Origin of the sequence: Kribbella sp. NPDC050470 (assembly GCF_044458365.1) — a bacterium.
In the GTDB taxonomy this organism is placed as follows: Bacteria; Actinomycetota; Actinomycetes; order Propionibacteriales; family Kribbellaceae; genus Kribbella.
The window spans coordinates 1-26154 of record NZ_JBITHV010000010.1 but is presented as its reverse complement, the minus strand read 5'-3'; the positions used below and the strand labels follow the sequence as shown (position 1 = coordinate 26154).

22 protein-coding genes are annotated in these 26154 nt (G+C 69.7%); 19 read left to right on the top strand and 3 right to left on the bottom strand.

Going from position 1 to position 26154, the window contains the following annotated elements; genetic code table 11:
* The first annotated feature begins 29 nt into the window (after positions 1-29).
* The 4 genes from ACIBGM_RS29295 to ACIBGM_RS29280 all read left to right on the top strand — a co-directional run bounded on the left by ACIBGM_RS29295 (position 30) and on the right by ACIBGM_RS29280 (position 5546).
* Entirely contained in the window at positions 30-686 is a 657-nt protein-coding gene (locus ACIBGM_RS29295) for an HAD family hydrolase (protein WP_396387340.1), read from the top strand.
* Entirely contained in the window at positions 683-1867 is a 1185-nt protein-coding gene (locus ACIBGM_RS29290) for an MFS transporter (protein ID WP_396387339.1), read from the top strand. Before ACIBGM_RS29295 ends, ACIBGM_RS29290 begins: the two co-directional genes overlap by 4 nt.
* A gap of 484 nt (positions 1868-2351) precedes the next feature.
* Positions 2352-4373 (top strand): hypothetical protein, encoded by a 2022-nt coding sequence (locus ACIBGM_RS29285; RefSeq protein WP_396387338.1) that lies wholly within the window; start codon positions 2352-2354, stop codon positions 4371-4373.
* 690 nt (positions 4374-5063) lie between these two features.
* Positions 5064-5546 carry a GNAT family N-acetyltransferase gene (locus ACIBGM_RS29280; protein ID WP_360533993.1) on the top strand — a complete coding sequence of 161 codons (483 nt, stop codon included), beginning with the start codon at positions 5064-5066 and terminating at the stop codon, positions 5544-5546.
* 4 nt (positions 5547-5550) lie between these two features.
* Here ACIBGM_RS29280 and ACIBGM_RS29275 read toward each other — a convergent pair whose 3' ends face one another.
* Together ACIBGM_RS29275 and ACIBGM_RS29270 are read right to left on the bottom strand one after the other, a co-directional pair.
* Positions 5551-7137, bottom strand: a complete 1587-nt coding sequence (locus tag ACIBGM_RS29275; protein WP_360533990.1) for a GxGYxYP domain-containing protein — start codon at positions 7135-7137, stop codon at positions 5551-5553.
* Between the two features lie 76 nt (positions 7138-7213).
* Entirely contained in the window at positions 7214-7813 is a 600-nt protein-coding gene (locus ACIBGM_RS29270) for an HAD-IA family hydrolase (protein ID WP_360533987.1), read from the bottom strand.
* 160 nt (positions 7814-7973) lie between these two features.
* Between ACIBGM_RS29270 and ACIBGM_RS29265 the strand changes: the two genes are divergently transcribed.
* From ACIBGM_RS29265 to rpmB, 5 genes are all read left to right on the top strand, one after another.
* Positions 7974-9251 carry an extracellular solute-binding protein gene (locus ACIBGM_RS29265; protein WP_360533984.1) on the top strand — a complete coding sequence of 426 codons (1278 nt, stop codon included), beginning with the start codon at positions 7974-7976 and terminating at the stop codon, positions 9249-9251.
* A gap of 1 nt (position 9252) precedes the next feature.
* Positions 9253-10245 carry a carbohydrate ABC transporter permease gene (locus ACIBGM_RS29260; protein WP_396387337.1) on the top strand — a complete coding sequence of 331 codons (993 nt, stop codon included), beginning with the start codon at positions 9253-9255 and terminating at the stop codon, positions 10243-10245.
* Positions 10235-11062 (top strand): carbohydrate ABC transporter permease, encoded by an 828-nt coding sequence (locus ACIBGM_RS29255; RefSeq protein WP_360533978.1) that lies wholly within the window; start codon positions 10235-10237, stop codon positions 11060-11062. Before ACIBGM_RS29260 ends, ACIBGM_RS29255 begins: the two co-directional genes overlap by 11 nt.
* 24 nt (positions 11063-11086) lie before the next feature.
* Positions 11087-13069 carry an aldo/keto reductase gene (locus tag ACIBGM_RS29250; RefSeq protein WP_396387336.1) on the top strand — a complete coding sequence of 661 codons (1983 nt, stop codon included), beginning with the start codon at positions 11087-11089 and terminating at the stop codon, positions 13067-13069.
* A 95-nt stretch (positions 13070-13164) separates the two neighbouring features.
* The gene (gene rpmB / locus ACIBGM_RS29245) at positions 13165-13386 is read left to right on the top strand and encodes a 50S ribosomal protein L28 (protein ID WP_131355194.1); all 222 of its coding nucleotides are present in this window, start codon (positions 13165-13167) and stop codon (positions 13384-13386) included.
* A gap of 56 nt (positions 13387-13442) precedes the next feature.
* Here the strand turns inward: rpmB and ACIBGM_RS29240 are convergent, their stop codons facing one another.
* On the bottom strand, positions 13443-14438 hold the full coding sequence (locus tag ACIBGM_RS29240) for an SAM-dependent methyltransferase (protein ID WP_396387335.1): 996 nt from the start codon (positions 14436-14438) through the stop codon (positions 13443-13445).
* Positions 14439-14473: 35 nt separating this feature from the next.
* Here ACIBGM_RS29240 and ACIBGM_RS29235 point away from each other — a divergent pair, with 35 nt between their 5' ends.
* The 10 genes from ACIBGM_RS29235 to smc all read left to right on the top strand — a co-directional run bounded on the left by ACIBGM_RS29235 (position 14474) and on the right by smc (position 26063).
* On the top strand, positions 14474-16096 hold the full coding sequence (locus ACIBGM_RS29235; RefSeq protein ID WP_396387334.1) for a DAK2 domain-containing protein: 1623 nt from the start codon (positions 14474-14476) through the stop codon (positions 16094-16096).
* Positions 16093-18339: an ATP-dependent DNA helicase RecG gene (recG, locus tag ACIBGM_RS29230; RefSeq protein ID WP_396387333.1), complete on the top strand. Its 2247-nt coding sequence runs from the start codon at positions 16093-16095 to the stop codon at positions 18337-18339. Before ACIBGM_RS29235 ends, recG begins: the two co-directional genes overlap by 4 nt.
* A complete protein-coding gene (rsmD, locus tag ACIBGM_RS29225) occupies positions 18336-18920 on the top strand; it encodes a 16S rRNA (guanine(966)-N(2))-methyltransferase RsmD (protein WP_360533964.1) in 585 nt (194 codons plus the stop codon). The genes recG and rsmD overlap by 4 nt, the downstream gene beginning before the upstream one ends.
* Positions 18889-19359: a pantetheine-phosphate adenylyltransferase gene (coaD, locus tag ACIBGM_RS29220; protein ID WP_360533962.1), complete on the top strand. Its 471-nt coding sequence runs from the start codon at positions 18889-18891 to the stop codon at positions 19357-19359. Before rsmD ends, coaD begins: the two co-directional genes overlap by 32 nt.
* A gap of 130 nt (positions 19360-19489) precedes the next feature.
* Entirely contained in the window at positions 19490-20011 is a 522-nt protein-coding gene (locus tag ACIBGM_RS29215; protein ID WP_360533959.1) for a YceD family protein, read from the top strand.
* A gap of 68 nt (positions 20012-20079) precedes the next feature.
* Positions 20080-20271, top strand: a complete 192-nt coding sequence (rpmF, locus tag ACIBGM_RS29210; RefSeq protein WP_360533956.1) for a 50S ribosomal protein L32 — start codon at positions 20080-20082, stop codon at positions 20269-20271.
* 14 nt (positions 20272-20285) lie between these two features.
* Positions 20286-21014 carry a ribonuclease III gene (gene rnc, locus ACIBGM_RS29205; protein ID WP_360533953.1) on the top strand — a complete coding sequence of 243 codons (729 nt, stop codon included), beginning with the start codon at positions 20286-20288 and terminating at the stop codon, positions 21012-21014.
* Between the two features lies 1 nt (position 21015).
* On the top strand, positions 21016-21870 hold the full coding sequence (gene mutM, locus ACIBGM_RS29200) for a bifunctional DNA-formamidopyrimidine glycosylase/DNA-(apurinic or apyrimidinic site) lyase (protein WP_360533950.1): 855 nt from the start codon (positions 21016-21018) through the stop codon (positions 21868-21870).
* A gap of 186 nt (positions 21871-22056) precedes the next feature.
* On the top strand, positions 22057-22212 hold the full coding sequence (locus ACIBGM_RS29195) for a hypothetical protein (protein ID WP_233712037.1): 156 nt from the start codon (positions 22057-22059) through the stop codon (positions 22210-22212).
* Positions 22213-22502: 290 nt separating this feature from the next.
* The gene (gene smc, locus ACIBGM_RS29190; protein WP_396387581.1) at positions 22503-26063 is read left to right on the top strand and encodes a chromosome segregation protein SMC; all 3561 of its coding nucleotides are present in this window, start codon (positions 22503-22505) and stop codon (positions 26061-26063) included.
* Positions 26064-26154: the final 91 nt, after the last annotated feature.

Here is a 26154-nt window from a genome sequence, read left to right as displayed (position 1 = left end):
GCTCGGAGAACGAGTTTAATGGAGGGGTGATGAGGATCCGCGACATCCGCGCCGTGCTGTTCGACATGGACGGCACGCTGGTCGACTCCGACGCCGCCGTGGAGCGTGCGTGGACGGTCTGGGCGGCGGAGTACGACGTACCGCTGGCCGACGTACTCCCTGCTGCTCACGGCAGCCCGGCGGACTCGACCGTCGCACGCACCCGCCCGGACCTCTCAGCGGCCGAGCAGACGGCAGCCGCGGCCAGGCAGCTGGAGCTCCAGTACGACGACCTGTCCGATGTGACCGCGACTCCGGGTGCATATCAGGTGCTGGGTGTGTTGGACCGGCTCGGCCTGCCATGGGCTGTCGTGACGAGCGCGGATGACCGGCTGGCGAAGGTACGCCTGACTGCGGCCGGCATGTCACCACCCGTGCTGGTGACGGTCGACGACATCAGCCGGGGCAAGCCGGACCCTGAGGGCTATCTGCATGCTGCTGAGCTCCTCGGCGTACCGCCGGAGCAGTGCTTGGTCGTGGAGGACGCGACGGTCGGTCTGGAGGCTGGGCGTGCGGCTGGGGCCGTGACTGCCGGCCTGAAGGGGCTGGACGCTGACTTCCGGCTCACCGACCTCCACCAGCTTGCTGACCTGCTCACCACGGCCCGGACGGAGGGCACGGGGTCTGACGACCTGACTGCCGGATGACCGGGCGAGCAGACGAGATCCGGATCGGGATCGGGCTCTCGTCCATGGGGTACTTGCTGGCCGGGCTGGGTGCCTGCGTCGCTCTGCTCGCACGGGACCTGAGCGAGTCCACCGGTCGGCTCGCCTTGCTGTCGTCGGCGTTCGCAGTGGGGCTCGTTGTGGTAGCTGTGGTGGGCCCGATGCTGCTGCGGTCCTGGGCACTGATCACCGTGCTGCGCCTTGGGTCGCTGGTGTGCGCGGCCGGAGCCGTGCTGCTGGCACTAGCGCCTGCGTACGGCGTGGCGGTCGCAGGCGGGCTGTGCATCGGACTTGGTGGGGCGCTGCTCGTTCTCGTTGCTCCACTGGTGTTGCACGGTCCTACGGCTGCGTCGCGATTGAGTCGGGTGAATGCGGTCGCCAGTGCGACCGGGATTCTGGCACCGCTGGCGATCGGTGCAGTTGACTCCGTTGGCCCGACGGGTCGGTTGGCGCTGCTGGCCGCCGTACCGCCGCTTGTCGCCCTCGCCGTACTGAAGGGGTCCGTTGACTCGCGCCCTGCTGCGCCGGCTCGTGAATCGAGCGGCACTGCGGCTGCGGCGGTTGCGCTGGGGTGGCTGCGGGTTGTGCTGGCCGTTGGAGTGGAGTTCTGCTTCGTGGTGTGGGCGGTCGCGCGGCTGGCTGCTACGGGCTTGCCGATGGCAACGGCCGCACTGCTGGGTAGTGCGTTCCCGATAGGCATGGCGGTCGGGCGCGCGATCGGCCCGATCCACGTGCGCGGCCTGTCTCCCGTCGTACCCGGCGGCCTGCTCGCGATCGTCGGCACGCTGCTCGTCAGCCTCTTCGACAGCCCCGCCGCAGTCACCCTCGGCCTGGTCCTGGCCGGCACCGGCGTAGCCCCGCTCTACCCAGTCACGCTCGCCGCCCTGGTCGCCATCCCAGGCCCCAACCCCACCCGCCTATCCGCCATCGGCGCCCTAGCCTCCGGCACCGCCATCCTCATCACCCCCGCCACCCTCGCCCTCATGGCTCGCGCCGTCCCCCTCCAGACCGCCTACCTGATCGCCCTGCCCCTGCTAGTCCTCCTGATCGCACTCAGCCCGCGCACACACCGCCGTAGCCCCAACCGCGCCGCCCCGCCAGAGCCCCTCGCCCTGTCGCACCAGCACCCGTCGACCGACGGCCTACCCACCCGAACCGACTAACCACCACCCGGAGCACACAGGCCAGGGCACCCCAGCCCGCGCCCGCCCAGCGCGGCCCCGCCCGCCCCGCCCGCGCCTGCTTACCGCGGCCCCGTCCGCCCTGTCCGCGCCTGCTTCCCGCGGTACCGTCCGCCCCGCCCGCGCCTGCTTGTTGCTGCCCCGCCCACCCCCGCCCGCGCCTGCTCACCGCGGCCCCGTCCGCCCGTGGTTACTGCGGTCCCGTCCGCCCCGCCCGCGCCCTGTCCCGTCCGGCCGACCCTCCCCGTTCAGCCCGCCGTCCCGCCCCGTCCCGCCGTCCCGGCGGCCAAATCACCGCGATCCACCCCACTCACACCACGCGACCGACCTCGCCCGCCTCGACGCGACCAGCACCTGCTTACCCGCTCCACCTGCCCGGCCATGTGTGAAGTTTCCCCTTGTGGATAAGAGATTCCAGCCTCTTCTGAGTTTGTCCCACGCGCCGACATGGCATAGAATCGAACACATGTTCGAAGGAGATCTGACGTCCCTCCCGACGGCCGACCTGCTGGAGTCGGCCGCCGCGCACCGCGCCGAGGCCAACCGCCTCGACGCGCGGTTGTTGGAGCACGCCCAGGTCTACGCCGACCACTACCACCCGAGCGCCTGCTCACCCCGCCCCACCCGCCGCCCCAGCGACGGCCGCGAACGCGCCATCGTCCTGGGCGGCGAGGGCTGCCCGGAGATCGCCGAGTTCGCCCCGGCCGAGTTCGGCGCGATGATCGGCATCTCCGCCGGTGCCGCCGCGGACTTCATCGGCCAGGCCCTCGCGCTGCGCCACCGGCTCCCGCTGACCTGGGCGCGGGTGCAGTCCGGTCAGGCGACGCCGTGGAAGGCCCGCAAGATCGCCACCGCCTGCCTGGACCTGTCCGAGGACGCCGCCCGTACCGTCGACCACCGCGTCGCGAAGGTCGTCGACACCCTCACCCCCGGCCGGCTGGACAGGATCGTCGAGGCCGCCAAGAAGCACGCCGACCCCGAAGCCGCTCGAGCGAAGGCCGCGGAGAGGGCCCGCGAACGCGGCGTCTACCTGGGTCGCTGCGACGAGCACGGCACCAAGAAGATCTTCATCCGCACCGGCTCCGGTGCGGCGATCCGTTTCGACGCCCGGATCACCAGCATCGCCGAAGCCCTCAAGATCCTCGGCGACACCGCCTGCCTGCAGCGCCGCCGCGCCGACGCCGTCGGCATCATCGCCGACCCCCGCTACACCGAAGAACTCCTCCACCAAGCCCACCAACACCTCCACACCACCCCACCGCCCCCAGCCACCGCCACAGCCGACGCCGCCCCCACCACCGCCCCAACCAGCCGCCCCGCCGCTCCACCCGCCACCCCGGCCGCGGATCAGCCCCCAGCCCGGACTGCCGACGCAACCACCCGGTCCGCGGCTCCAGTAGTCGCGCTGGACGTCGATCAGGCCTCAGTCCCGACTGCCGATGTAACCAGTCGCGCTGCGGCTCCAGCCGTCGCCCTGGCCGCCGATCCGGCTCCAACCTCGACTGCCGACCGGATCAGCGGGGCCGCCGCTGGCCGCGCGCTCGACGATGGTGAAGTGGCGACTGCCGACTTGGCCTCGCGGACCAAGCCCGCGGCGGCCGCGCCGGAACGCGTCGGCGAACGCGGGGCGGAGCGCGGTGCGGAGCGCGGTGCTGGGCGCGGTGGGCAGCGCCGTGATCATGCATGGGACGGCGGCCCCTGCGCTGGCTGGCCGGGCGACGACGGGCTGCTGGCCGACTGGGCCGAGCCCGGTCTGCACGACGAGGCCGACCGCGACGCGCCCCACCCCAGCGACAGCGACCTCCCCGACCCGCTCGACACCCCATCCAAGGAACCCATCGAGGCGTTCGACCCCGGCCTGTGCCCCGACCCCGACGACGGCCGTCCGATGGACGCCGCCGCCCGCCGCGCCCTGGACGCCCGGCTCGCCCAGATCCGCCACGACGCCCACACCACCCACGCCACCCCGCGCTCGGGGCGGCCAGGCAGCCGCCTGCGGCCCGGGCAGACCGAGGTCTACGTACACCTCACCGACCACACCCTCGCCACCGGCACCGGCGTCCTGCGCGCCGAGAACATCGGCCCCCTGCTCGCCACCCAGTTGAGCGAGCTCGTCGGCCACGGCCCCTACACCGTCAAACCAGTCATCGACCTCAACGACGCCGTCAGCGTCGACGCCTACGAAATCCCCGACCGCATCCGCGAACGCGTCCGCCTCACCCACCCCGTCGAACTCTTCCCCTACGGCACCCGCGAAACCCACCCCGCCATGGACCTCGACCACATCCAGCCCTACCACCCCCTCGGCCCACCCGGCCAAACCAACACCACCAACCTCGCACCCCTGCGCCGCCTCCCCCACAGAATCAAAACCCACGGCCGCTGGACCGCACACCGCCCCAACCCCACCACCATCCAATGGACCACCCCCAACGGCTTCACCTTCACCATCGACCCCACCGGCACCCACCGCACTCCAAACCCCTGAACCCAGCAAGCCCGTCAGCGCGCCTGGCGTCGTGGTGGATGAACCTGAACCGCCGGCCGGCAGCGTCGGCGGTGCCGTGCTGGAGGCATGTGAGCCGCCAGTCCGCGTGGCGGCGTGTTGGAGGACCCTGAAGCCAGGAAGCCCGTTAGCTCGCCTTGCTCATGCTGGATGAACCTGAACCGCCGGCCGGCAGCGTCGGCAGTGCCGTGCTGGAGGAATCTGAGCCGCCAGTCCGCGCGGGGGCGTGTTGGAGGACCCTGCACCTAGGACGCCCGTCAGCGCGCCCTGCTCATGCTGGATGAACCTGAAGTGCCAGCATTCAGCGCGCGTGGCGACATGCTGGAGGAATCTCAGCCGCCAGCCGCGAGCCGGTACCTGCCAGCCTGCCGGGCGGCACGCTGGAGGGCTCTGCACCACCAGGCCGCTGCTTGGAGCTGTGAGCTCGCAGCGGTTAGAGTCGGATGGCGATGTCGGGTGTCCATCGTGCCCTCCCAACTGTGCGAGGAGGCACGCGCTGCGGCGTTAGGCGAGTTCGCTGCGGCGTTAGGCGAGTTCGGTGGGCCGTAGCATGGGTCGCATGGAGTGCTTTGCTGCTGGGCGTCCTCGCTGCTGAAGAGGACCCGCCGCTGCATCGTCAGCGGGGTCGGGTCCGGCCATGCCCGACTCCCTTCAGCCTGAGAGGCACACTTCATGTCTATTCGTTCGTACGTCAATGCTGACCTCGCTCGGCTCACCGAGCTGACCATCGAGACGTTCCGGCCGTTCTACGAGGATTCCTTCCGACCGCTCGTCGGAGATGCGATCTTCGCCAACCAGCACGGCGACTGGCGCGACGACTACCGCCGGCAGGTCGCCGGGCTCCACGACCCCAGCCAGCACAAGTACGTCGCGGTCGCCGAGCAGGGCGACGTACTCGCCGGCTATGTCGCGTGGAGCGTTGACCCGGCCCGCCGGAACGGCACCGTCACGATCCTCGCAGTCGCGGCCGAACAACGGCGAGGATCAGTCGGCACCGCGTTGTGTGAGCACGCGTTCGACGCGATGCGGGAGCTGGATGCGGAGGTCGTCGAGATCGGCACCGGTGGCGACGACTTCCACGCGCCGGCCAGGGCCCTCTACGAGAGCCTCGGCTGCGTCCAGCTCCCGGTCGCCGTGTACTACCGCGAGCTCTGAACTCCTAGGGCTTCGCGTACGTGCCGACCATCTTCACCAGGGTGTCCGGCGGGATGATCTTCACGTGCGGAGCAAGTCCGTTGACGACTGTCATGACGTGGTCGACGGACTTGCTCCACGCATGCCACAACACGATCGAGTAGCCGGCGGTCGAGCGCGGGTTGCGGGCCGCGGTGTTGAGTTCCGTGGTGACCGAGGCCTCGTCGGCGCCGTCGAGGCCTTCCCAGAGCATGGTTCGCGCCGAGATGACCGGCTTGCCTTCGGACCAGACGACCTTGCCCTTGTGGGTGTCGTAGCGGGAGTACTCGAGGTAGATGAGGCCGTCGATCTGGGGGTGTTTCAGGTACGACGACCAGAGTCGCTTGTCGTGGAAGGAGTCGAAGTCGATGATCTGGACGGCCGACAGGTCCGCACGTTCCATGGACTTCGCCAAGGTGGCTGTGTGCTTGGTCAGCGCAGCGGTGGGGTAACGGCTCGGGTACATGTAGCCGCCGCCGGAGGGGCCTACGACCCAGCGGTCCTTGGCGGATTGGTCGTAGTACCAGCGCATGACCGAGGGTGCGAGGTCGATCAGGGACGGGGAGATTCCCCAGCCGAGGTCGACCTGGCCGCGCAACGGGCTGCCGAACCAGCGTTTGTCGGTGGGGAAGTCGCCGAGCATCCACTGGATGTTGTCGCCGTCGGTGATCAGAAAGGTCACGTAGTGGGCGTTCGGATCCGGTTCGGGGACCCTCCCCCCACCCCCTCCGCCCTGACTCAACCGGTCTTCGCGGATCCCGGACAACACCGACAGGTTCCGGGCATGGTCGGCAGGGATCGCCTTGGCGCCCGCGTCGGAGTTCGGCCCGATGAACTTGTCCTCGCCCTGGGCAGCATCGCCCCAGCCGATCACCGTCGCGTCGTCGTCGAGCGCGCCGACCACCTCGGCCCGGAAGTCCGAGTTGCCGTCGAAGAAGGCGAGCGTCCCCGCCATCGTGACGTAGTCCCGCAGTCGTTCCGCAATGTCTGCTCGCTGCTCGATCGCGACGTCGTGCCGCAACCGGGACCAGTAGTTGTCCAGCACCCAGCGGTCGTCCTTGTCCCGCAAGTCCAGGACCTTGCGCAACCCGTTCTGGATCGCGAGTGCCTCCAAGCTCTCCTCGATAGCCACGGCACCTGTCAGCCCGGCGAGCGTGGTCGCGACGTTGACCGACGGGGTGCCTGTTCGAAAGAGAACATATCCGCCGATGCGCGACCGGGTGACGGTTTTCCACAGGTCGCCGGGGCGCACCTCCACGCCGTACCGGGAGACGAGGTCGTCGAGCCAGAACTGGTAGCCCAGCGAGGGGATGTTCAGGTAGAGCGTCTCGCTGCCGCGCCGGGCCAGCAGCCCCTGCAGCGTGGTCGCGAGCGTGCGCTCGGGCAGGCTCAGGGCCGACTCGTCCAGGACGTTCAGCAGCCGTGGCCGCTGACCTTTGGGGTACGCCGAGACCGTGCCGGCGAAGGCCGGAGGAACGAAGGAAGGTGCGATGGAAGGAGCGAGAGAGCCGAGGCCCACGCCGGCGGTCAGGCCGAGGGCATGGCGGCGGGTGAGACGTCGTCGATCGGACATGCGGTGCCTCCAGGAGCGGCTGGTGACTGTCCTACGTTGTCATCTGCCGGGCGACGATGCCACAACCGTGCAGACATCACAAGAGTTCGTACTGGCGAAGTAGCGCAATCAACGTGTCGACGCCGGACGAGAGGTCGTAAACCTCGGCGTGCAACCCGACGCTCCGGGCGCCCGCCACGTTGCTTTCGTTGTCGTCGATAAACAGCACCGAGGAGGCGGGCACGTCCAGCGTGCCCAGGATGGCCCGGAAGTACGCCGGATCCGGCTTGGCCAGCCCGAGATCGCACGAGTAGAAGGTCTGGTCGAACCACTCGCCGTACCCGCGCTCGTCCTGCATGATCGCGCGCCGGTACGCCTGCTGGTTGGTGGCGAGGTGGCAACCCACCCCCGAAGCGCGCAGCTCGGCGATCAACGACACCACCGCCGGCTCGGCCGCGAACGAGTGCCACGGCTCCAGCGCCTCCTCCAGCGACACCGGCGAGTCCCACCGCCGAAGGACCTCGGCGACCGCGTCCCGGAAGTCGCCCTTCCCGACCAGGCTCGGCTTCTCGGCCGCCATCAGGTCGGCGACGAACGCGGAGCCGTCGGAGGGGACGAACGACGTCAGCCGGGACCACCAGTCGATGGTCGGGCGCTGGATGACGCCGTCGGCGTCGAAGAGCACGGCGGAGATCATGCCGCCATCCTGTCAGGCGCCCGAACCTGCCCGGGATGGCCGGAGGCGGCAACGGTGGGCCCTTGACCGGTTCAGCGGTATGCGCTTACCTAGTCGATGCCTGAACAATTATGGACAACTTCCGGCGGAAATGAACACAGAAAGCGCCAGGTGAAGGCGTATGACAGTGAGCAGAAGGAAGTTCCTGGCGCTGGGCGCCGCCACGACCGCGGCCGGCCTCACCGGCTGCGGGTCCCGAAGTTCGCTCGGCGGGTCCGACGAGCTCAGCATGTGGACCTGGGTCGGCTCGGTGAACGACGACCTGATCGGCCAGGCCGAGAAAGGCATCCCCGGGTACGACGACATGCGCCTGGCGATGACCCGGATCGGCACCAGCTACAAGACCAAGGTGCTCACCTCGCTGGCCGGCAAGTCGCTGGTCCCGGACATCGTCGCGATCAACGACGACGTCGCGACGTACTTCCCGAACGCCGACCAGTTCGTCGACCTCAAGAGCCTCGGCGCCGGCGACCACGAGTCCGACTTCCTCGCCTGGAAGTGGAAGCTCGGCATCACGCCCGAGGGCAAGATGATGGCCTACCCGATGGACACCGGGCCGACCGCGTTGTTCTACCGCACGGACATGCTCCAGAAGGCCGGCATCGACACCGATCCCGCCGCGGTCGCGGAGCTGGCGCCGACCTGGGACGCCTACATCGAGCTGGGCAAGAAGCTGAAGGCCGCGGTGCCGGGCTCGGCGATCACCGACAACATCACCGGCATCTACAGCTACGCGCTGGCGCAGCAGTCCAAGCGCTACATGACCGAGGACGGCCAGTACATCGGCGACCAGGACCACATCCGCGCACAGTTCGACCTCGCGATCCGGGTGGTCAAGGAAGGGCTGTCCGCCAACGCGCAGCAGGACACCACCGACGCCGACGCCGTCGTCACCAACGGCAAGCTCGTCGCCTACAACGCGGCCGTCTGGTGGGCCCAGCTCGGGCCGAAGAACGCCGCGCCCAAGACCAAGGGACTCTGGCGAGTGACGGCAGCTCCTGGTGGGGCCGGCAACCGGGGCGGGTCCTTCCTGGCGATCACGAAGTACTGCAAGAACCCCGAGGCCGCCTTCGCCTTCATCAGCTGGCTGGAGTCGTCCAAGAACCAGGCCCAGGCCTTCCTGGACCCGGTGCTGTTCCCGTCCACGCCGGCCAGCTACACCGACGAGCGGATGACGGCGCCGGACCCGTTCTTCGGCGGTCAGCGGATCGTCGACGTCTTCGGCGCGTCCGCCAAGAAGTACCCGGGCGCCTACTTCAGCCCGTACGACTCGATCATCGGCTCGCCGATCGCCGCCGAACTCGTCAACGTCGAGACCGCCGGCAAGTCGCCCGACCAGGCGTGGGCCGATGCGCAGCGGCAGGTCGAGCGCGAACTCACCCGAGCGGGGGCGATCTGAGATGGCAGTGACCAGCAAGACACTCCCGGCCACGATCAGCACCACCAAGGACCCCGGCCAGAAACCACCCGGCAAGTACCGCCAGGCACTGCCGCAGTACGCCGCGATCTCGCCGTTCTTCATCCTGTTCGCGGTGTTCGGCGCCTTCCCGGTGCTGTTCTCGATCTGGATCTCGTTCCACTCCTGGGACGGCATCGGCCAGATGACGTGGGTCGGGCTGGAGCAGTACAACTACCTGCTCGGCGACCCGAAGTTCTGGCAGTCGATCGGCAACACTCTGATCATCTGGGTGCTCTCGACCGTGCCGATGCTGCTGCTGGCGCTGGTGATCGCCAACGCGCTGCACAACGCGACCCGGTTCCGCAGCTTCTACCGGATCGCGTACTTCGTCCCGAACGTCACCTCGATCGTCGCTGTCACGATGGTGTTCGGCTCGATCTTCAGCAACAACTTCGGCCTGCTGAACGCCTTCCTGCAGTCCATCGGGCTGACCAAGATCGAGTGGCTCACCCAGCCGTGGGGGATCAAGATCGCGATCGCCACCATCGTCACCTGGCGCTGGGTCGGCTACAACGCGATCATCTTCCTGGCCGGCCTGCAGGCGATCTCGAACGACGTGTACGAGGCCGCCAAGGTCGACGGCGCCTCACCACGGCAGACGTTCTGGCGGATCACGGTTCCGCTGCTGCGCCCGGTGATCCTGTTCACCGCGGTCACCTCGACCATCGGCGGCCTGCAGATCTTCACCGAGTCCCAGGTGCTGCTGGGTGACACCGGCGGCCCGGGCGGAGCCGGGACGACGATCGTGTCGTACCTGTACGAGAGCGCGTTCCTGGACAACCAGTTCGGGTACGGCGCCGCGATCGGCTGGGCGCTGTTCATCCTGATCGTGCTGTTCAGCATCATCAACTGGCGGCTGATCGGCGGTGGCGAGGACCGGATCGGCCGGCGCGTCGCCCGCCGCAACGCGAAGGAGAACGCCGATGCGAGCTGACCGGACCCGCAACATCGTCAGCCACGTCGTGCTGATGTTCGGCGTCGTGCTGTCGATCTTCCCGTTCTACTGGATGGTCGTGATGGCCTCCAACACCACACCGGACATCTTCAGCTACCCGCCGAAACTCGTGATCGGCTCGCACCTGTTCGAGAACATGGGCAAGGTGCTCGACAACATCGACTTCTTCGGCTCGATGCTGATCACGCTGATCGTCTCGCTGGCGGTCACCGTGCTGGTGCTGTTCTTCGACTCGCTGGCCGCCTTCGCGTTCGCCAAGTACGAGTTCCCCGGCCGCAACTGGCTGTTCGGGTTGCTGCTGGCAACGTTCATGATCCCGGCCCAGCTGTCGCTGGTGCCGCAGTTCGTGACGCTGGCCGAGTTCGGCTGGATCGGGTCGCTGAAGGCGCTCATCATCCCCGGCGCGGCGAACGCGTTCGGCATCTTCTGGATGCGCCAGTACGCCAAGGGCGCCATCCCCGACGAGCTCATCTCGGCCGCCAAGGTCGACGGCGCCGGCTTCTTCCGCCAGTACCTCACCGTCGGCATCCCGGTCCTGCGCCCCGGCCTGGCGTTCCTGGGCATCTTCACCTTCATCAACGTCTGGAACGACTACCTATGGCCGTTGATCGTGATGACCGACCCGAACAAGCTGCCGCTCCAGGTCGCCCTGCAGCAGCTGAACGGCATCTACGGAACCGACTACTCCATGGTGATGGCGGGTGCTTTGATGAGTGTGATCCCACTCATCGGCGTCTTCATCATCGGTGGACGCCACTTCATCGCCGACATCGCCGCCGGCGCCATGAAGTTCTGACCCCTCAACCGAACGGGACACCTCTTGACTGACACCACCCTCCGCTGGGGAATCATCGGGACCGGGAACATCGCGTCCCGGTTCGCGAGCCAGGTGCCGACGTCGGCGGCCAACACGGTCGTCGCCGTCGGCAGCCGCTCCATCGACTCGGCAGGAGCCTTCGCGGACAAGTACGACATCCAGAACCGGCACGGCTCGTACGACGACCTGCTCGCCGACGAGACCGTGGACGCGGTGTACATCGCCACGCCGCACCCGATGCACCCGGAGTGGGCGATCAAGGCCGCCGAGGCCGGCAAGCACGTGCTGTGCGAGAAGCCGCTGGCGATCAACAAGGCCTGGGCCGAGGCGATGATCGAGGCCGCGGTCGCCAACGACGTCTTCCTGATGGAGGCGTACATGTACCGCTGCCTGCCGCAGACCAAGCTGATCGCCCAGCTGGTCCGCGACGGCGAGCTCGGCACCGTCCACCAGATCCAGGCCACCTTCGCGTTCGCCTCGTCGTACCGGCCGGAGAGCCGGATCTTCGCCGACGAGCTGGCCGGCGGCGGCATCCTCGACGTCGGCGGCTACCCGGTCTCGATGGCCCGGCTGATCGCCGGCGCCGCCACCGGGCAGCCGTTCGCCGACCCGGCCGCGGTGACCGCGGTCGGGCACGTCGGCGAGACCGGCGCCGACAAGTGGTCGGTCGCCACGCTGTTCTTCGAGGGCGGCGTGACCGCCCAGGTGAGCACCGGCGTCCGGCTCCGCGACGCCAACCAGGTCCGGATCTACGGCAGCGAGGGCTACCTCGTCGTCGAGGACCCGTGGTTCGGCGGCGACGGCGAGCCGACCCACGTCACCCTGCACAAGGTGGGGGAGGAGCCGCGCGACATCTCCGCCGACCCCGCCCTCATCTACGCCGCCGAGGCCGAGGCGGTCGCGGCCGCGATCGAGCTCCGGCAGGCGCCCGAGATGAGCTGGGCCGACACGCTCGGCAACCTGACCGTCCAGGACGAGTGGCGCAAGGCGATCGGGCAGCAGTACGCGAGCGAGCGGGACGACGCGATCATCCCGACCGCGACCGGACGGCCGCTCGCCAGACGCGCCGACGCCCCGATGAAGTACGGCCGCGTGCCCGGCCTGGACAAGGACGTGTCCAGGCTCGTCATGGGCGTGGACAACCAGCAGACGCTGACCCACGCCGCGGCGATGTTCGACGACTTCGTCGAGCGCGGCGGTACGACGTTCGACACCGCCTACATCTACGGCGGCGGACGCGGCGAGAAGCTGCTCGGCCAGTGGATCACCTCGCGCGGCAACCGCGACCAGGTCGTTGTCATCGGCAAGGGCGCGCACACCCCGCACTGCGACCCCGAGTCGATCACCCGGCAGTTGCACGAGAGCCTCGAGCGGCTGCAGACCGACCACGTCGACCTCTACCTGATGCACCGCGACAACGAGCAGATCGCGGTCGGCGAGTTCGTCGACGTCCTGGACGAGCACTTCAAGGCCGGCCGGATCAAGGCGTACGGCGGTTCCAACTGGTCCACCGCGCGGTTCGACGAGGCCAACGCGTACGCCGAGGCGAACGGCAAGCAGCCGTTCACCCTGCTGAGCAACCACCTCAGCCTCGCCCGGGCGTACGACGTACCGTGGAAGGGCTGCCGGCACGTCGCCGACGACGAGTCGCAGGCGTGGCTGCGGGACCGGCAGGTCGCGCTGTTCCCGTGGTCCAGCCAGGCCCGCGGGTTCTTCACCGGACGGGCCAAGCCCGAGGACCGCTCGGACGAGGAACTGGTCCGCTGCTTCTACTCCGACGAGAACTTCCAGCGGCTCGACCGCGCCCGGGAGCTCGCCGCCGCCAAGGGCGTCGAGCCGACCGCGATCGCGCTAGCCTGGTTGCTGCACCAGCCGTACCCGGTGTTCCCGCTGATCGGGCCGCGGCACATCAGCGAGACCAGGACCTCGATGCCGGGGTTGTCGGTGGACCTCACCGACGAGGAAGTGGCTTGGCTCACAGCCTGAACCAGCAGCTGAACCACGTCCTGAGCCGAATTGGTCGTGCGCAGACGCCCATGTAACATGGTCTGTCGGTGTCACGACCCTGAACACGGAGAATCATGTCTAAGAAGTGCGATGTCTGCGGCAAGCAGCCGACGTTCGGCAACAACGTTGCCCGCCTGGGTAAGGGCGCGATGATCCGCCGGGTCAAGGCTCGCACGCCCCGGCGGTTCAACCCCAACATCCAGCCGGTCCGGGCGCTCATCAAGGGCACCCCGACCCGCCTGAAGGTCTGCACGTCCTGCATCAAGGCCGGCAAGGTCCAGCGCGTCGTCGGCTGACCCCCAGCTTTCTCCGTTGTAGGGCCTGAACAGGCGCCCGGGATCATCCCGGGCGCCTATTCGTGTCTGGCCACCACCGTGATCTCGTTGCGGTTGTGATGCAGTTGCCGAGCGTGCAGTACGGCGTACTCCTGCCGCAGCACGTCCATCCCACGCCGCGCCCCGTCCAGCGGGTTCTTCCCGCCACCCTTCAGCGTGACTACCGCGAGCCCGCCCCGGCGCAGGTGTGCCGCCGCGTCGACCATCATCCGGGCGCTCATCACCTGATCCATCCGCATGTCGTTGACCACGACGTCGAAGCGGACCCGGTTCTCCGCGAAGAACCGCCCGGCCGTCGTCGCCGCGTGGTGGATCCGGCGGTCGCCGCGCAGCCGCGGGTCCAGCGCACCCGGGTCCACCGACCACACCTCCTGCCCGTGCAGCCGCAGAATCCGGGTCCAGCCGCCCGGCGAGGCACCCAGATCGACTGCCTTCCCGCCGGCCGGCAGTTCCAGCCCGAAGGTGGCGATCGCCTCCTCCAGCTTGAACTCCGAGCGCGACACCCGGTCGTCCGAGCGAGCCAGCCGCATCCGGCCACCCGGCCAGTCCGACAGGCTGTGCTCGCGGCGGTTGACGCCCAGCAGGATGCCCCGGCGGCCCGCGAAGCAGGAGATGACCACCTCCTGACCGGATCGGGTGACCGTCACCCCACGATCCGCGAGCGCGTCGTGCAGCCGGTGGTAGTAGGAGCCACCGGTGCCCGCTCCGTCGGTCCAGGCCTGAACGGCGAGCGCCTTCGGGTAGTCGGGCAGCTCGCCCAGCACCAGGTCGGCGAGCTCGTAGTCGGGCGGCAGCTCCTCGAAGCTCGCCACCTCCGTGGTCAGGTGCCGGACGAAGATGATCCGGCCGGCGTCGCACGCCGCGGCCAGCTCCGCGACCGGCGGTCCGGCGACACGCCCGAGATCGCCGCTGACCCGCTCGATCCGCACCTCCCGGCCGAACTCGGCCCGGATCTCCCGCACCGCCCACTCGTAACTGTCAGCGGCAACCGAGAACAAGATCGGGGAGAGCACAGCACATGGTAAGGCGACCGGTTAGCCTTCCGGGCGTGGAGGAACTGAGCGTCGAGGTGTTGCGGGCCTGGGCTCGGACCGCGCTGGCCGAGCTGGGCCGGGCGCGGACCGAGATCGACGAGCTGAACGTGTACCCGGTCCCGGACGGTGACACCGGGACGAACCTCTACCTCACCTGGGAGGCCGCCTGCGACGCGCTGCCCGCCGGTGAGCTGACCTTCGTCGAGGCGGTCCAGGCCTTCGGCCGCGGCGCCCTGCTCGGCGCGCGCGGCAACTCCGGCGTCATCACCTCCCAACTCGTCCGCGCCTTCGGCCTCCGGCTGGCCGAGAACCTGCCGCGACACCCGGACGCCGACGGGAACGCCGTACTGGCAGATCCGCGGATGAGCGAGGCCGTCGCCTTCGCCGACGCGCTGCGGTACGCCGCTGACGCCGCGTACGGCGCAGTCGCACAGCCGGTCGAGGGCACCATGCTCACCGTCGCCAGGGCCGGGGCAAGCGGGGCGATGACGGCCGCCAACGACGGCAAGAGCTTGGCCGACGTCTGCCTGGCCGCGGTCGCCTCCGCCCGGCAGGCGCTCACCAGGACGACCGAACAGCTCGACGTACTGCGGCGTGCGGGCGTGGTGGACGCCGGGGGAGCCGGCCTGGTCGTCATCCTCGGCGCGATGGAGTCGGTGCTGACCGGGCGACACGTGCGGGTCGACGTACCGGCGCGGGTGGAGCCGCAGGGGGAGAGCGCCGAGAGCCAGGACGGACCGGCGTACGAGGTGATGTACCTGCTGGACGCGCCGGACGACAAGGTCGGCGACTTCCGGCAGCTCCTGGCCGGGCTGGGCGACTCCGTCGTGGTCGTCGGCGGCGACGGGCTGTGGAACGTGCACGTCCACACCGACGACGTGGGCGCCGCGATCGAGCAGGGCATCGACATCGGCCGGCCGCACCGGATCCGGGTCACCCACTTCGCCGACCAGGCCCACCACCACGAGCCGGCCCCGGGCCGCGCGGTGATCGCCGTCGTGGCCGGCGAAGGGTTGGCCGCGCTGTTTACCGAGGCGGGCGCGCACACCATCATGGGCGGCCCGGGCCGGCGCTGCTCGACCGGTGAGCTGCTCCAGGCGATCGAGACGTCGCAGGCGCCCGAGATCGTGCTGCTGCCGAACGACAAGGATTCGATCGCGGTCGCCGAGGCCGCCGCCACCGCGGCCCGGCAGGACGGGATCCGGGTCGCCGTGATCCCGACCCGGGCGCAGGTCCAGGGGCTGGCGGCGATCGCCGTACACGACCCTGAGCGCAGCTTCGACGACGACGTCGTGCACCAGTCCGCCGCTGCCGGCCAGACTCGGCACGGCGCGGTCACGATCGCGGTGAAGGACGCCTGGACGATGGCCGGGATGTGCCGGACCGGCGACGCGCTGGGCGTCGTCGACGGCGACTTCGCGCTGATCACCGAGGACCTCGAGGACGCCGCGATCGGCGTGGTCGACCGGCTGCTCGGCGGCGGTGGCGAGCTGCTCACGATCGTCACCGGGCGGGACGCCCAGCCCGGTCTGGTGGTCGCGGTGGAGCGGCACGTCCGGCGGAACCGCAAAGATGTCGATGTCGTGGTGTACGACGGAGGTCAGGACAGGTACCCGCTGCTGATCGGGGTGGAATGAAGACGGACATGGAGCGGAAGCTCCGCGACTTCCTCGGCGCCAGGACGGCCAAGACCTTCGCGGAGGTGCTCGGCCTGGAGACGGTCGGGGAGCTGCTGCGGCACTACCCGCGCCGCTACCTGAAGAAGGGCGAGCTGACTCCGTTCGACGAGCTCGAGGTCGGCGACCAGGCCACCGTGAACGGCCGGGTCAAGAAGGTCACCGTCCGGTCGCTCGACACCAAGGCCGAGATCCCGCTCACCGACGTCCAGAAGTGGGCCCGGCGCCGGACGCTGACCAAGGTCGTCGTCACCGACGGCCGCCGCGACCTGGAGCTGGCCTTCTTCAACCAGCCATGGCTGGCGACCAAGCTGACACCAGGCACCGCCGCCCTGTTCTGGGGCGAGGTGACGATGTTCCGCGACATCATGCAGCTGAAGAGCCCGGGCACCGAGATCCTCGACGACGAGGACCTGACCGAGGCCGAGATCGAACGCCGGGCCCGGCCGTTCCGGCCGCTCTACCCGGCCACCGCCAAGTTGCCGACTGCAACGATCGAGCGGTCGATCAAGATCGTCCTGGACAGCCTGGACGACGCTGTGGACGACCCGATCCCGGACCTGATCCTGCGCAACGAGAAGCTGCTCGGGCTGCGCGAGGCACTGCAGAAGGTGCACCTGCCGGACACCGAGAAGGACATCCGCGACGCCCAGCACCGGTTCCGGTTCGAGGAAGCGCTGGTGATGCAGACGATCCTGGCCCAGCGCCGGGCGGTCACCGACGCGCTCAACGCCGTACCGCGGCCGCGGACCGAGGGCGGCATGCTGGACGAGTTCGACCAGCGGCTGCCGTTCACGCTCACCGAGGGGCAGTCCGAGGTGTGCGAGGAGATCTTCGCGGACCTGGCCCGGCCGCACCCGATGCACCGGCTGCTGCAGGGCGAGGTCGGCTCTGGCAAGACCGTGGTCGCGCTGCGGGCGATGCTGTCCGTGGTGGACTCCGGCGGCCAGGCCGTCCTGCTCGCCCCGACCGAGGTCCTCGCCACCCAGCACCACAAGACACTCACCAAGATGCTCGGCGACCTGGCCGAGGAGGGCATGCTCGGCGGCGCGGAGCGGGCGACGCGGGTCGGCCTGCTGACCGGGTCGCTCGGCGCGGCAGCCCGCCGTACGGCGATGCTCGACGCGGCCAGCGGGGCCGCGGGGATCGTGGTCGGCACGCATGCGCTGCTCGAGGACAAGGTGCAGTTCGCGGACCTCGGCCTCGTGGTCGTGGACGAGCAGCACCGGTTCGGCGTCGAGCAGCGGGCCGCGCTGAGCACGAAGTCGGGCGACAACACCCCGCACGTGCTGGTGATGACCGCGACCCCGATCCCGCGGACCGTGGCGATGACCGTGTTCGGCGACCTCGCCGTGTCGACGCTGACCGAGCTGCCCGCCGGGCGGTCGCCGATCCAGTCGTCCGTGGTCCCTGCCAAGGAGAAGCCGGACTGGCTGCAGCGGGCCTGGCAGCGGGTCCGCGAAGAGGTCGGCAAGGGCCACCAGGCGTACGTCGTCTGCCCGCGGATCGGCGACGACGTGAAAAACGCCGCTGACGAGGAGGGCGAGTTCGTCGCCGGTGACGACGATGGCGACGGGCCGAAGAAGCAGGCCCGGCCGCCGATCTCGGTGCTGCAGGTGTCCGAGGCGCTGGCCGAGATCCTGCACGACCTGCGGGTGGAGATCCTGCACGGCCGGCTGCCGGCCGACGAGAAGGACGCGGTGATGTCGCGGTTCGCGGCAGGCGAGGTCGACGTGCTGATCGCGACCACGGTGATCGAGGTCGGCGTCGACGTACCGAACGCCTCGACGATGGTGATCATGGACGCCGACCGGTTCGGCATCTCGCAGCTGCACCAGCTGCGCGGGCGGGTCGGCCGGGGCCGGGTGCCGGGGCTGTGCCTGCTGGTGACCGACCAGTGGGCCGGATCGAAGTCATACGGGCGCCTGGACGCCGTCGCGTCCACGACCGACGGGTTCGAGCTGTCCCGGATCGACCTCGAGACCCGGCGCGAGGGCGACGTACTGGGCGTCGCGCAGTCCGGGCGGCGGAGCAGCCTGAAGCTGCTCAGCGTGCTGCGGGACGAGGACGTCATCTTCGCCGCGCGGCACGTGGCCAACTCGATCGTCTCGGTGGACGCGGAGCTGGCCGAGTACCCGGCGCTCAGGTCGTTCGTCCGGAGCGCGCTGGAGTCGGAGACGACTGAGTACCTGGAGAAGACGTGACGCGGATTGTCGGGGGAGCGGCCCGCGGGCGGCGGATCGCCGTGCCTCCGGGGACGGGGACGCGGCCGACCGCGGACCGGGTCCGGGAGGCGCTGTTCTCGTCGCTGGAGTCGGAGTTCGGCAGCTTCGACGGGCTCGCGGTGCTCGACCTGTACGCGGGGTCCGGGGCGATCGGGCTCGAGGCACTGTCCCGGGGAGCCGCGCGGGTCGTCCTGGTCGAGTCGGACCGGCGGGCCGCCGAGGTGATCACGGCGAACGTCCGCGTCGTCGGCCTGCCCGGGGCAACCGTGCTCACGCGTCCGGTCGAGAAAGTCGCGGCAGGTGGGGCCCAGGGACCCTTCGATCTCGTCTACGCCGACCCGCCGTACCAGCTGGAGACGGCCGAGGTGCAGGACGTGCTGACCTCGCTGGCCGAGGGCGGCTGGCTGGCCGAGGACGCGGTGGTCGTGGTCGAGCGCGGGAAGCGCGAGCCGTGGGAATGGCCGGACGGGTTCGCCGCGCTGCGGGACCGCAAGTACGGCGAGGCCCGGCTTTGGTACGGTCACCGCCATGAGCACGGCGGTCTTTCCGGGGACATTTGACCCGCCCACCAACGGGCATCTCGACATCATCGCCCGGGCGTCGGCCGCGTTCGGCGAGGTGATCGTGGCCGCCGGGGTGAACCAGTCGAAGAACCGGCTGTTCAGCCCGGAGGAACGGCTGGAGATGCTCACCGAGCTGACCGCGCCGTTCGGCAACGTCCGGGTCGGCAGCTTCGAGGGCCTGCTGGTCGACTACTGCCGGGCCGAGGGCGCCGGCGTGATCGTCAAGGGCCTGCGTTCGGCCGCGGACTACGACTACGAGCTGCAGATGGCGCAGCTGAACCACGCCATGACCGGAGTGGACACCGCTTTCCTGCCGACCCGGTCGGAGAACGCGTTCATCTCCTCGAGTTGGGTCAAGGAGATCGCCAGGCTGGGTGGTGACGTCGTCGCCTTCGTGCCGCCGTCCGTTCACGCTCGGTTACTGAAGAAACTCTAAAATCACCCCGAATTGGGCGACGGGCCGCGGAGTTGGTAATGTTGACCACCGGTCTCGACGAGACCGAGATCTTGCCTGCCCACGCCTTGAAAGGGATGTCCTGAGCGTCTTGGACCCGCGGTCCCCACTCGTGATCGACACGCACGAGCTGACACGCCGCGCCGGGTCCCAGCGCGAAGTCACCTTCACGGCACCGGCGCCGGCAGATCTCGGAATCGACGTGATCGGCGTCCCCGAAGGCGATCCGATCCAGTTCGATCTACGGCTGGAGTCGGTTGTCGAAGGGGTGCTCGTCACCGGAACGGCCCGCGGTCGTCTGGTCGGGGAGTGCGCGCGGTGCCTGGTCGATATCGAGGACGAGTTCCTCGCTGACGTCCAGGAGCTGTACGTCTACCCGGAGAGCGAAGCCGAACCGGACGAGGCCAGCCGGATGGAGGGCGATCTGATCGACCTCGAGCCGGTGCTGAGGGACCAGGTGGTGCTCGCGCTGCCCTTCCAGCCCTTGTGTACGGACGACTGTCCGGGACTGTGCCCCGACTGCGGGGTGCGCCTGGCGGACGAGCCCGGCCACAAGCACGAGGAGGCGGTCGACCCGCGCTGGGCCGCGCTCAGCGGCCTGCTCCAGCAGGACGAACGACCGCAGGACAACTAGATACCGATCATCACGTCAGCCAGCCGGCCGGGTCCACCAGCCCCCGGCCGAACCGAGGAGTCATAACCGTGGCCGTTCCGAAGCGGAAGATGTCGCGCAGCAACACCCGCAGCCGCCGGGCCCAGTGGAAGACCACTGCCCCGTCGCTGGTCACCTGCGTGAACCCCGCCTGCCGCGCGAAGCACCTGCCGCACACCGTTTGCCCGACCTGCGGCCAGTACGGCGCCAAGGGCGAGCGTCGCCAGGTCGTCGAGAGCTAAACGGCACCAACCCAGTGAACTCTGCCAACGAAACGGGGCTCTACGCCGAGCTGAACCAGCGGCTCGGCGTATCGCTGGCTGACAACTTACTGGAGCACGCCTTCACCCACCGCTCGTACGCGTACGAGAACGGCGGGCTGCCGACGAACGAGCGACTGGAGTTCCTGGGGGACTCCGTCCTCGGCGTCATCGTCACGGAGTCGTTGTTCCGCAACCATCCGGACCTGTCCGAGGGCCGGCTGGCCAAGCTGCGTGCCGCCGTGGTCAACATGCGCGCGCTGGCCGGGGTCGCCCGTGAGCTCAAGCTGGGCAAGTACCTGCGGCTCGGCCGGGGCGAGGAAGCGACCGGCGGGCGGGACAAGTCGTCGATCCTGGCGGACTGCGTCGAGGCGCTGATCGGCGCCGTCTACCTGGACCGCGGGTTCGAGACCGCCGGCCAGGTCGTGCACAAGCTGTTCGACGACCTGATGGAGTCCTCGGCCCGGCTCGGCGCCGGCCTGGACTGGAAGACCTCGCTGCAGGAGCTGGTCGCCCAGCTCGGCGTCGGCGTCCCGGAGTACGTGATCGCCGAGTCCGGCCCGGACCACGCCAAGACGTTCGAGGCGCGGGTCCGGATCGGCTCCGACACCTACGGCCACGGCATCGGCCGGAGCAAGAAGGAAGCCGAGCAGCAGGCCGCCGAGACCGCCTGGAAGGCGCTGCGCGCCGCGCACCCCGACAGCACGGACCCCTCGCAAGCCTGAGGTGCCCGAGCTTCCGGAGGTAGAGGTCGTTCGCCGCGGGCTGGCGCAGTTCACCACCGGCCGGACCATCGACGCCGTCGAGGTCCTGCACCCCCGCCCGGTACGGCGTCATGCCGCCGGGCCGGACGACTTCGTGGCCCGGCTCAAGGGCCAGGTGTTCGCCGAGCCGGCCCGCCGCGGCAAGTACCTGTGGCTGCCGCTGGAGTCCGGGGACGCGGTGCTCACCCACCTCGGAATGAGCGGCCAGTTCCGGGTCCAGCCGGTCGGCGCGCCGGACGAGCCGCACCTGCGGGTCCGGTTCCGGTTCGCCGACGACGGCGGAGAGGTCCGGTTTGTGGACCAGCGGATGTTCGGTGGTCTGTCGTACTCCGACGGTGGCGCTGAGTTACCCCCCGAGATCGCCCACATCGCCCGGGACCCGTTCGATCCTCTGTTCGACCTGGACGCCGCGGGGGCCGCGATCCGGCGCCGCAGGACCGGCCTGAAACGGGCGCTGCTGGATCAGAACGTGGTCAGCGGGATCGGCAACATCTACGCCGACGAAGCGTTGTGGCGCGCCAAGTTGCACTACGCGCGCGCCACCGAAACGCTGAAACCCGTTCAGGCAAAGGAGATTCTCCGGCACGCGCACGAGGTGATGGCCGCGGCGCTCGACGTCGGCGGGACCAGCTTCGACGCCCTGTACGTCAACGTGAACGGAGAGTCCGGCTACTTCGAACGCGGCCTGAACGTCTACGGGCAAGAGGGTTCGCCGTGCCCGCGCGACGGCCGGCCGATCCGGCGCGAGCCGTTCATGAACCGTTCGTCGTACCGCTGCCCGAAGTGCCAGCCGGTCCCGCGGCACGTCCGCTGGTAGAGAGGTATCGTTAAAGAGTGTGGGCCTAGGTTGACCGTCGGGCCCACCGGTGTCACCCTGAAAGACGGCACACATTATTTGTTTCGGCGCTCCGTGGACCAGGGGCGCTCACAGGCCAGAACCCTTCCGGAGGACAGCACAATGGCCAAGGCTCTTCTAGGGCACCTTGGAGGCACTGACCCGCGCATGCTGGAGCAGGTTCGACTGCTCAACCGGCGTGTCGCCGATCTGGAGGCGCACGTGATGCGCCTGCAGGCAGAGAACGACCACCTCGTCGCACAGGTCCACGAAGGCCGACTGCTCACTGTCGACGAGGCTCTGCGCGCCCCCGCTTCGGTCTGAGGACCCGAGCCGCAGACACAGAGTTCCATCTCTACCGTCCGCACAACCACGGCGGTGGCCCCCGTCCGGGCCTCCGCCGCCTTTTTTGCCTGAAGTACACCGTATGTTCATGGAATGTTGAGCGCCCACGCCATTGCCGGCCATTCTGTCGGTCGGCCTCCACCGGTTCGCGAGAATGTCTTTGTAGACTGCGAAGCGGAACTACTTCCCCCGGGTAGCGGCAGCGTCACGAGCAGTTACGACGGTTCCCCAGGTATCGTCTGTCCTTTCACGGGTTGGAGAGCTTCGCTTTGTACCTGAAGAGCATGACGCTCCGAGGCTTCAAGTCGTTCGCGTCGGCCACGACGATGAACTTCGAACCGGGCATCACCTGCATCGTCGGCCCGAACGGCTCCGGCAAGTCCAACGTCGTCGACGCCCTCGCCTGGGTGATGGGCGAGCAGGGCGCGAAGTCGCTGCGCGGCGGCAAGATGGAGGACGTCATCTTCGCCGGCACCTCCGGCCGCGCCCCGCTGGGCCGCGCCGAGGTGGTGCTGACCATCGACAACACCGACGGCGCGCTGCCGATCGAGTACGCCGAGGTGACGATCAGCCGGACGATGTTCCGCAACGGCGGGTCCGACTACCAGATCAACGGCCAGAGCTGCCGGCTGCTCGACGTCCAGGAACTGCTCAGCGACTCCGGTATCGGCCGCGAGATGCACGTCATCGTCGGCCAGGGCCAGCTCGACTCGATCCTGCGCGCCACGCCGGAGGGCCGGCGCGGGTTCGTCGAGGAGGCGGCCGGGGTCCTGAAGCACCGCAAGCGCAAGGAGAAGGCGATCCGGAAGCTGGAGGCCACCGAGGGCAACCTGCACCGGCTCGGGGACCTGATCACCGAGATCCGCCGCCAGCTCAAGCCGCTCGGGCGCCAGGCGGAGGTGGCGCGCCGCGCGGTGACGATCCAGGCGGAGGTCCGCGACGGCCGGGCCCGGCTGCTCGCCGACGACATCGTCCAGGCGCAGTCCGCGCTGGAGGCCGAGCTCAAGGACGAGGCACGGCTGACCGAGCGCCGGACCGAGACCGAGGCCCGGCTGCGAGAGGCCCGGGAGCTCGAGGCCGAGCTGGAGGACGCGCTGCGCGAGGACGCGCCGGCCCTGCAGGCGGCCCAGGACACCTGGTACCAGCTGTCCGGCTTCAGCGAGAAGATCAAAGGTACGGCGCGGATCGCCGCGGACCGGATCCGGTCGCTGAACGACGAGGCCGAGGAGCCGCGCGCCGGGCGGGACCCCGACGAGCTCGAGCTGGAGGCGGCGCGGGTCCGCGAGACCGAGGCGCAGATCGAGGCCGAGGTCGAGGCGCACTCGGAGCTGCTCGCCGAGGCGGTCGAGCGCCGCCAGCAGCTGGAGTCGCAGGAGGCCGAGGAGGAGCGCCGGATCGCGGCGCTGATCCGGGCCGCGGCGGACCGCCGCGAGGGCCTGGCCCGGCTGACCGGTCAGGTGAACGCGCTGAAGAGCCGCGCCTCGGCGGCCGAGTCCGAGATCGGCCGGCTCGCCAGCAACATGCGGGAGGCGGAGGCCCGGGCGGCCAAGGCCCAGCACGACTTCACCGCGCTCGAGACCCAGGTGGCCGGCCTCGACGCCGGCGAGCGGGGTCTCGACGAGGAGTACGAGGCAGCCCAGGCGGTTCTCGACGAGATGGACGAGCGGCTCGCCAAGGTGCGTGCCGAGGAGCGCGACGCCGAGCGCGAGCGCACGGGCCTGGCAGCGCGCAAGGAAGCCCTCGAGCTCGGTCTGAACCGCAAGGACGGCGCCGGCGCCCTGCTGGCCGCCTCCGAGCAGATCAACGGACTCATGGGCTCGGTGGCGGCGCTGCTGAGCGTGCGCACCGGCTACGAGACGGCGATCGCGGCTGCCCTCGGCGAGGCCGCAGACGCCGTCGCAGTCACCCACACCGACGCTGCACTCGAGGCGGTCGGCCACCTGAAGCAGCACGATCTCGGCCGCGCCGGGATGCTGCTGGGCGACGCGCCAACCGACGACTACACGTCCTGGCCTCAGCTGCCGTACGGAGCGTCGTACGCCGTTGATGTCGTGGACTGCCCGGACGGCCTGCGGCCCGCGCTGCGGCGACTGCTGCGGAAGGTGGCCGTGGTCGACGACGTACCGGCGGCTCAGTCGCTGGTCCGGCACCTGCCCGACGTCACCTGCACCACCCGCGCGGGCGACGTACTGGGAGCGCACTTCGCGTACGGCGGTTCGGACGCGGCGCCCAGCCTGATCGAGGTGCAGTCCGCGGTCGACGAGGCCGCGGAGAACCTGACCGAGGCGACGGCGCGCAGCGAGCGGCTGCGGTTCGAACTGCAGGCTCTCGAGGACGAGCGGACGCGGCAGAAGGACACCGTCGAGATCACGCTGGCCCGGCTGCACGAGTCGGACGCGGCGATGGCCGCAGTGGCCGAGCAGCTCGCGCACTTCGGATCGCTGGCCAAGGCGTCCCGCGGCGAGGCGCAGCGGATGGCCGAGGCGATCGCGGCGGCCGAGGAGGAGCGCGATCGGAACCTGTCCGGCCTGGCCGAGCTGGAGGAGCGCCTCACCGACGCCGAGCAGTTCGACGAGGACGGCGACGAGCCGGACACCAGCGAGCGCGACCGCCTGGCCGACGCGGCCAAGGCGGGACGGGCGGCCGAGATGGAGGCGCGGCTGGCGCTGCGGACCACCGAGGAGCGTGCGCGAGCGCTGGCCGGCCGTGCGGACTCGCTGGAGCGCGCAGCGCGGCAGGAGCGCGAGGCTCGGGCGCGGGCGGTCGCACGGGCTGCACGCAGGGCCAGGCAGGCGGAGGCGGCCCAGGCTGTGCACCTGGCTGCCGGTCACGTGCTGGCTCGACTGGAGTCGTCCCTGCAGATGGCCGCGTCGGAGCGGGCCGCGATCCAGGCCCAGCGAGCGGACCGTGAGCAGGCGCTGGCGCAAGCCCGGTCCGCGACGCGGAACCTGAGCTCCGAGCTGGAGCAGCTGACCAACACCGTGCACCGGGACGCGCTGGCGCGGGCCGAGCAGAAGATGCGGCTGGAGGCGCTGTACGAGAAGGCGCTGGGCGAGCTCGGCATCGAGGTCGACGCGCTGGTCGCGGAGTACGGCCCGGACCAGCTGGTGCCGCCGCTGCCGAAGGACGGCGAGGAAAACACCCTCGAGCTCGAGGGCGAGCCGTTCAACCGGACCAAGGTGGAGAAGCGGCTCAAGCAGGCCGAGCGGGCACTGAACCAGCTCGGGCGGATCAACCCGCTCGCGCTGGAGGAGTTCGAGGCGATGGAGGAGCGGCACCGCTTCCTGTCCGAGCAGCTCGACGACCTGAAGAAGTCCCGGCGCGACCTGATGGACATCGTCAAGGAGGTCGACGAGCGGGTCGAGCAGGTCTTCACCGAGGCCTACCGGGACGTCGAGGTCGCCTTCCAGCACGTGTTCAGCCGGCTGTTCCCCGGCGGTGAGGGCCGGCTGGTGCTCACCGACCCGGATGACATGCTTGCCACCGGCATCGATGTCGAGGCGCGCCCGCCGGGCAAGAAGGTGAAGCGGCTGTCGCTGCTGTCCGGTGGTGAGCGGTCGCTGGTCGCGGTCGCCTTCCTGGTCGCGCTGTTCAAGGCCCGGCCGTCGCCGTTCTACATCCTCGACGAGGTCGAGGCGGCGCTGGACGACACCAACCTCGGCCGGCTGCTGGAGATCTACGAGGAGCTGCGGGAGAACAGCCAGCTGCTCGTCATCACCCACCAGAAGCGCACCATGGAGGTCGCCGACGCGCTGTACGGCGTGACCATGCGCGGAGACGGTGTGTCGTCGGTGATCTCCCAGCGCATCCGCGAGCCCGAGCCGGTCTAGCTTTCGCGCTGGGAGTCAAGGGTGAGTGTGGGCAGGCGTGAGTGCCGTCCGGCGTCTTGGCGGTTCGGACGGGGTCTGGTGCGTGATGAAG

What these genes read in the sequence shown, in the direction of transcription:
- ACIBGM_RS29295 (WP_396387340.1), top strand. Translation starts at nt 30, where the DNA reads ATGAGGATCCGCGACATCCGCGCCGTGCTGTTCGACATGGACGGCACG.
- ACIBGM_RS29195 (WP_233712037.1), top strand. Translation starts at nt 22,057, where the DNA reads ATGCTGGAGCAGGTTCGACTGCTCAACCGGCGTGTCGCCGATCTGGAG.
- ACIBGM_RS29260 (WP_396387337.1), top strand. Translation starts at nt 9,253, where the DNA reads ATGGCAGTGACCAGCAAGACACTCCCGGCCACGATCAGCACCACCAAG.
- ACIBGM_RS29255 (WP_360533978.1), top strand. Translation starts at nt 10,235, where the DNA reads ATGCGAGCTGACCGGACCCGCAACATCGTCAGCCACGTCGTGCTGATG.
- ACIBGM_RS29280 (WP_360533993.1), top strand. Translation starts at nt 5,064, where the DNA reads ATGTCTATTCGTTCGTACGTCAATGCTGACCTCGCTCGGCTCACCGAG.
- recG (WP_396387333.1), top strand. Translation starts at nt 16,093, where the DNA reads ATGAAGACGGACATGGAGCGGAAGCTCCGCGACTTCCTCGGCGCCAGG.
- ACIBGM_RS29290 (WP_396387339.1), top strand. Translation starts at nt 683, where the DNA reads ATGACCGGGCGAGCAGACGAGATCCGGATCGGGATCGGGCTCTCGTCC.
- ACIBGM_RS29270 (WP_360533987.1), bottom strand. Translation starts at nt 7,813, where the DNA reads ATGATCTCCGCCGTGCTCTTCGACGCCGACGGCGTCATCCAGCGCCCG.
- ACIBGM_RS29275 (WP_360533990.1), bottom strand. Translation starts at nt 7,137, where the DNA reads ATGTCCGATCGACGACGTCTCACCCGCCGCCATGCCCTCGGCCTGACC.
- rpmB (WP_131355194.1), top strand. Translation starts at nt 13,165, where the DNA reads ATGTCTAAGAAGTGCGATGTCTGCGGCAAGCAGCCGACGTTCGGCAAC.
- ACIBGM_RS29285 (WP_396387338.1), top strand. Translation starts at nt 2,352, where the DNA reads ATGTTCGAAGGAGATCTGACGTCCCTCCCGACGGCCGACCTGCTGGAG.
- ACIBGM_RS29265 (WP_360533984.1), top strand. Translation starts at nt 7,974, where the DNA reads ATGACAGTGAGCAGAAGGAAGTTCCTGGCGCTGGGCGCCGCCACGACC.
- coaD (WP_360533962.1), top strand. Translation starts at nt 18,889, where the DNA reads ATGAGCACGGCGGTCTTTCCGGGGACATTTGACCCGCCCACCAACGGG.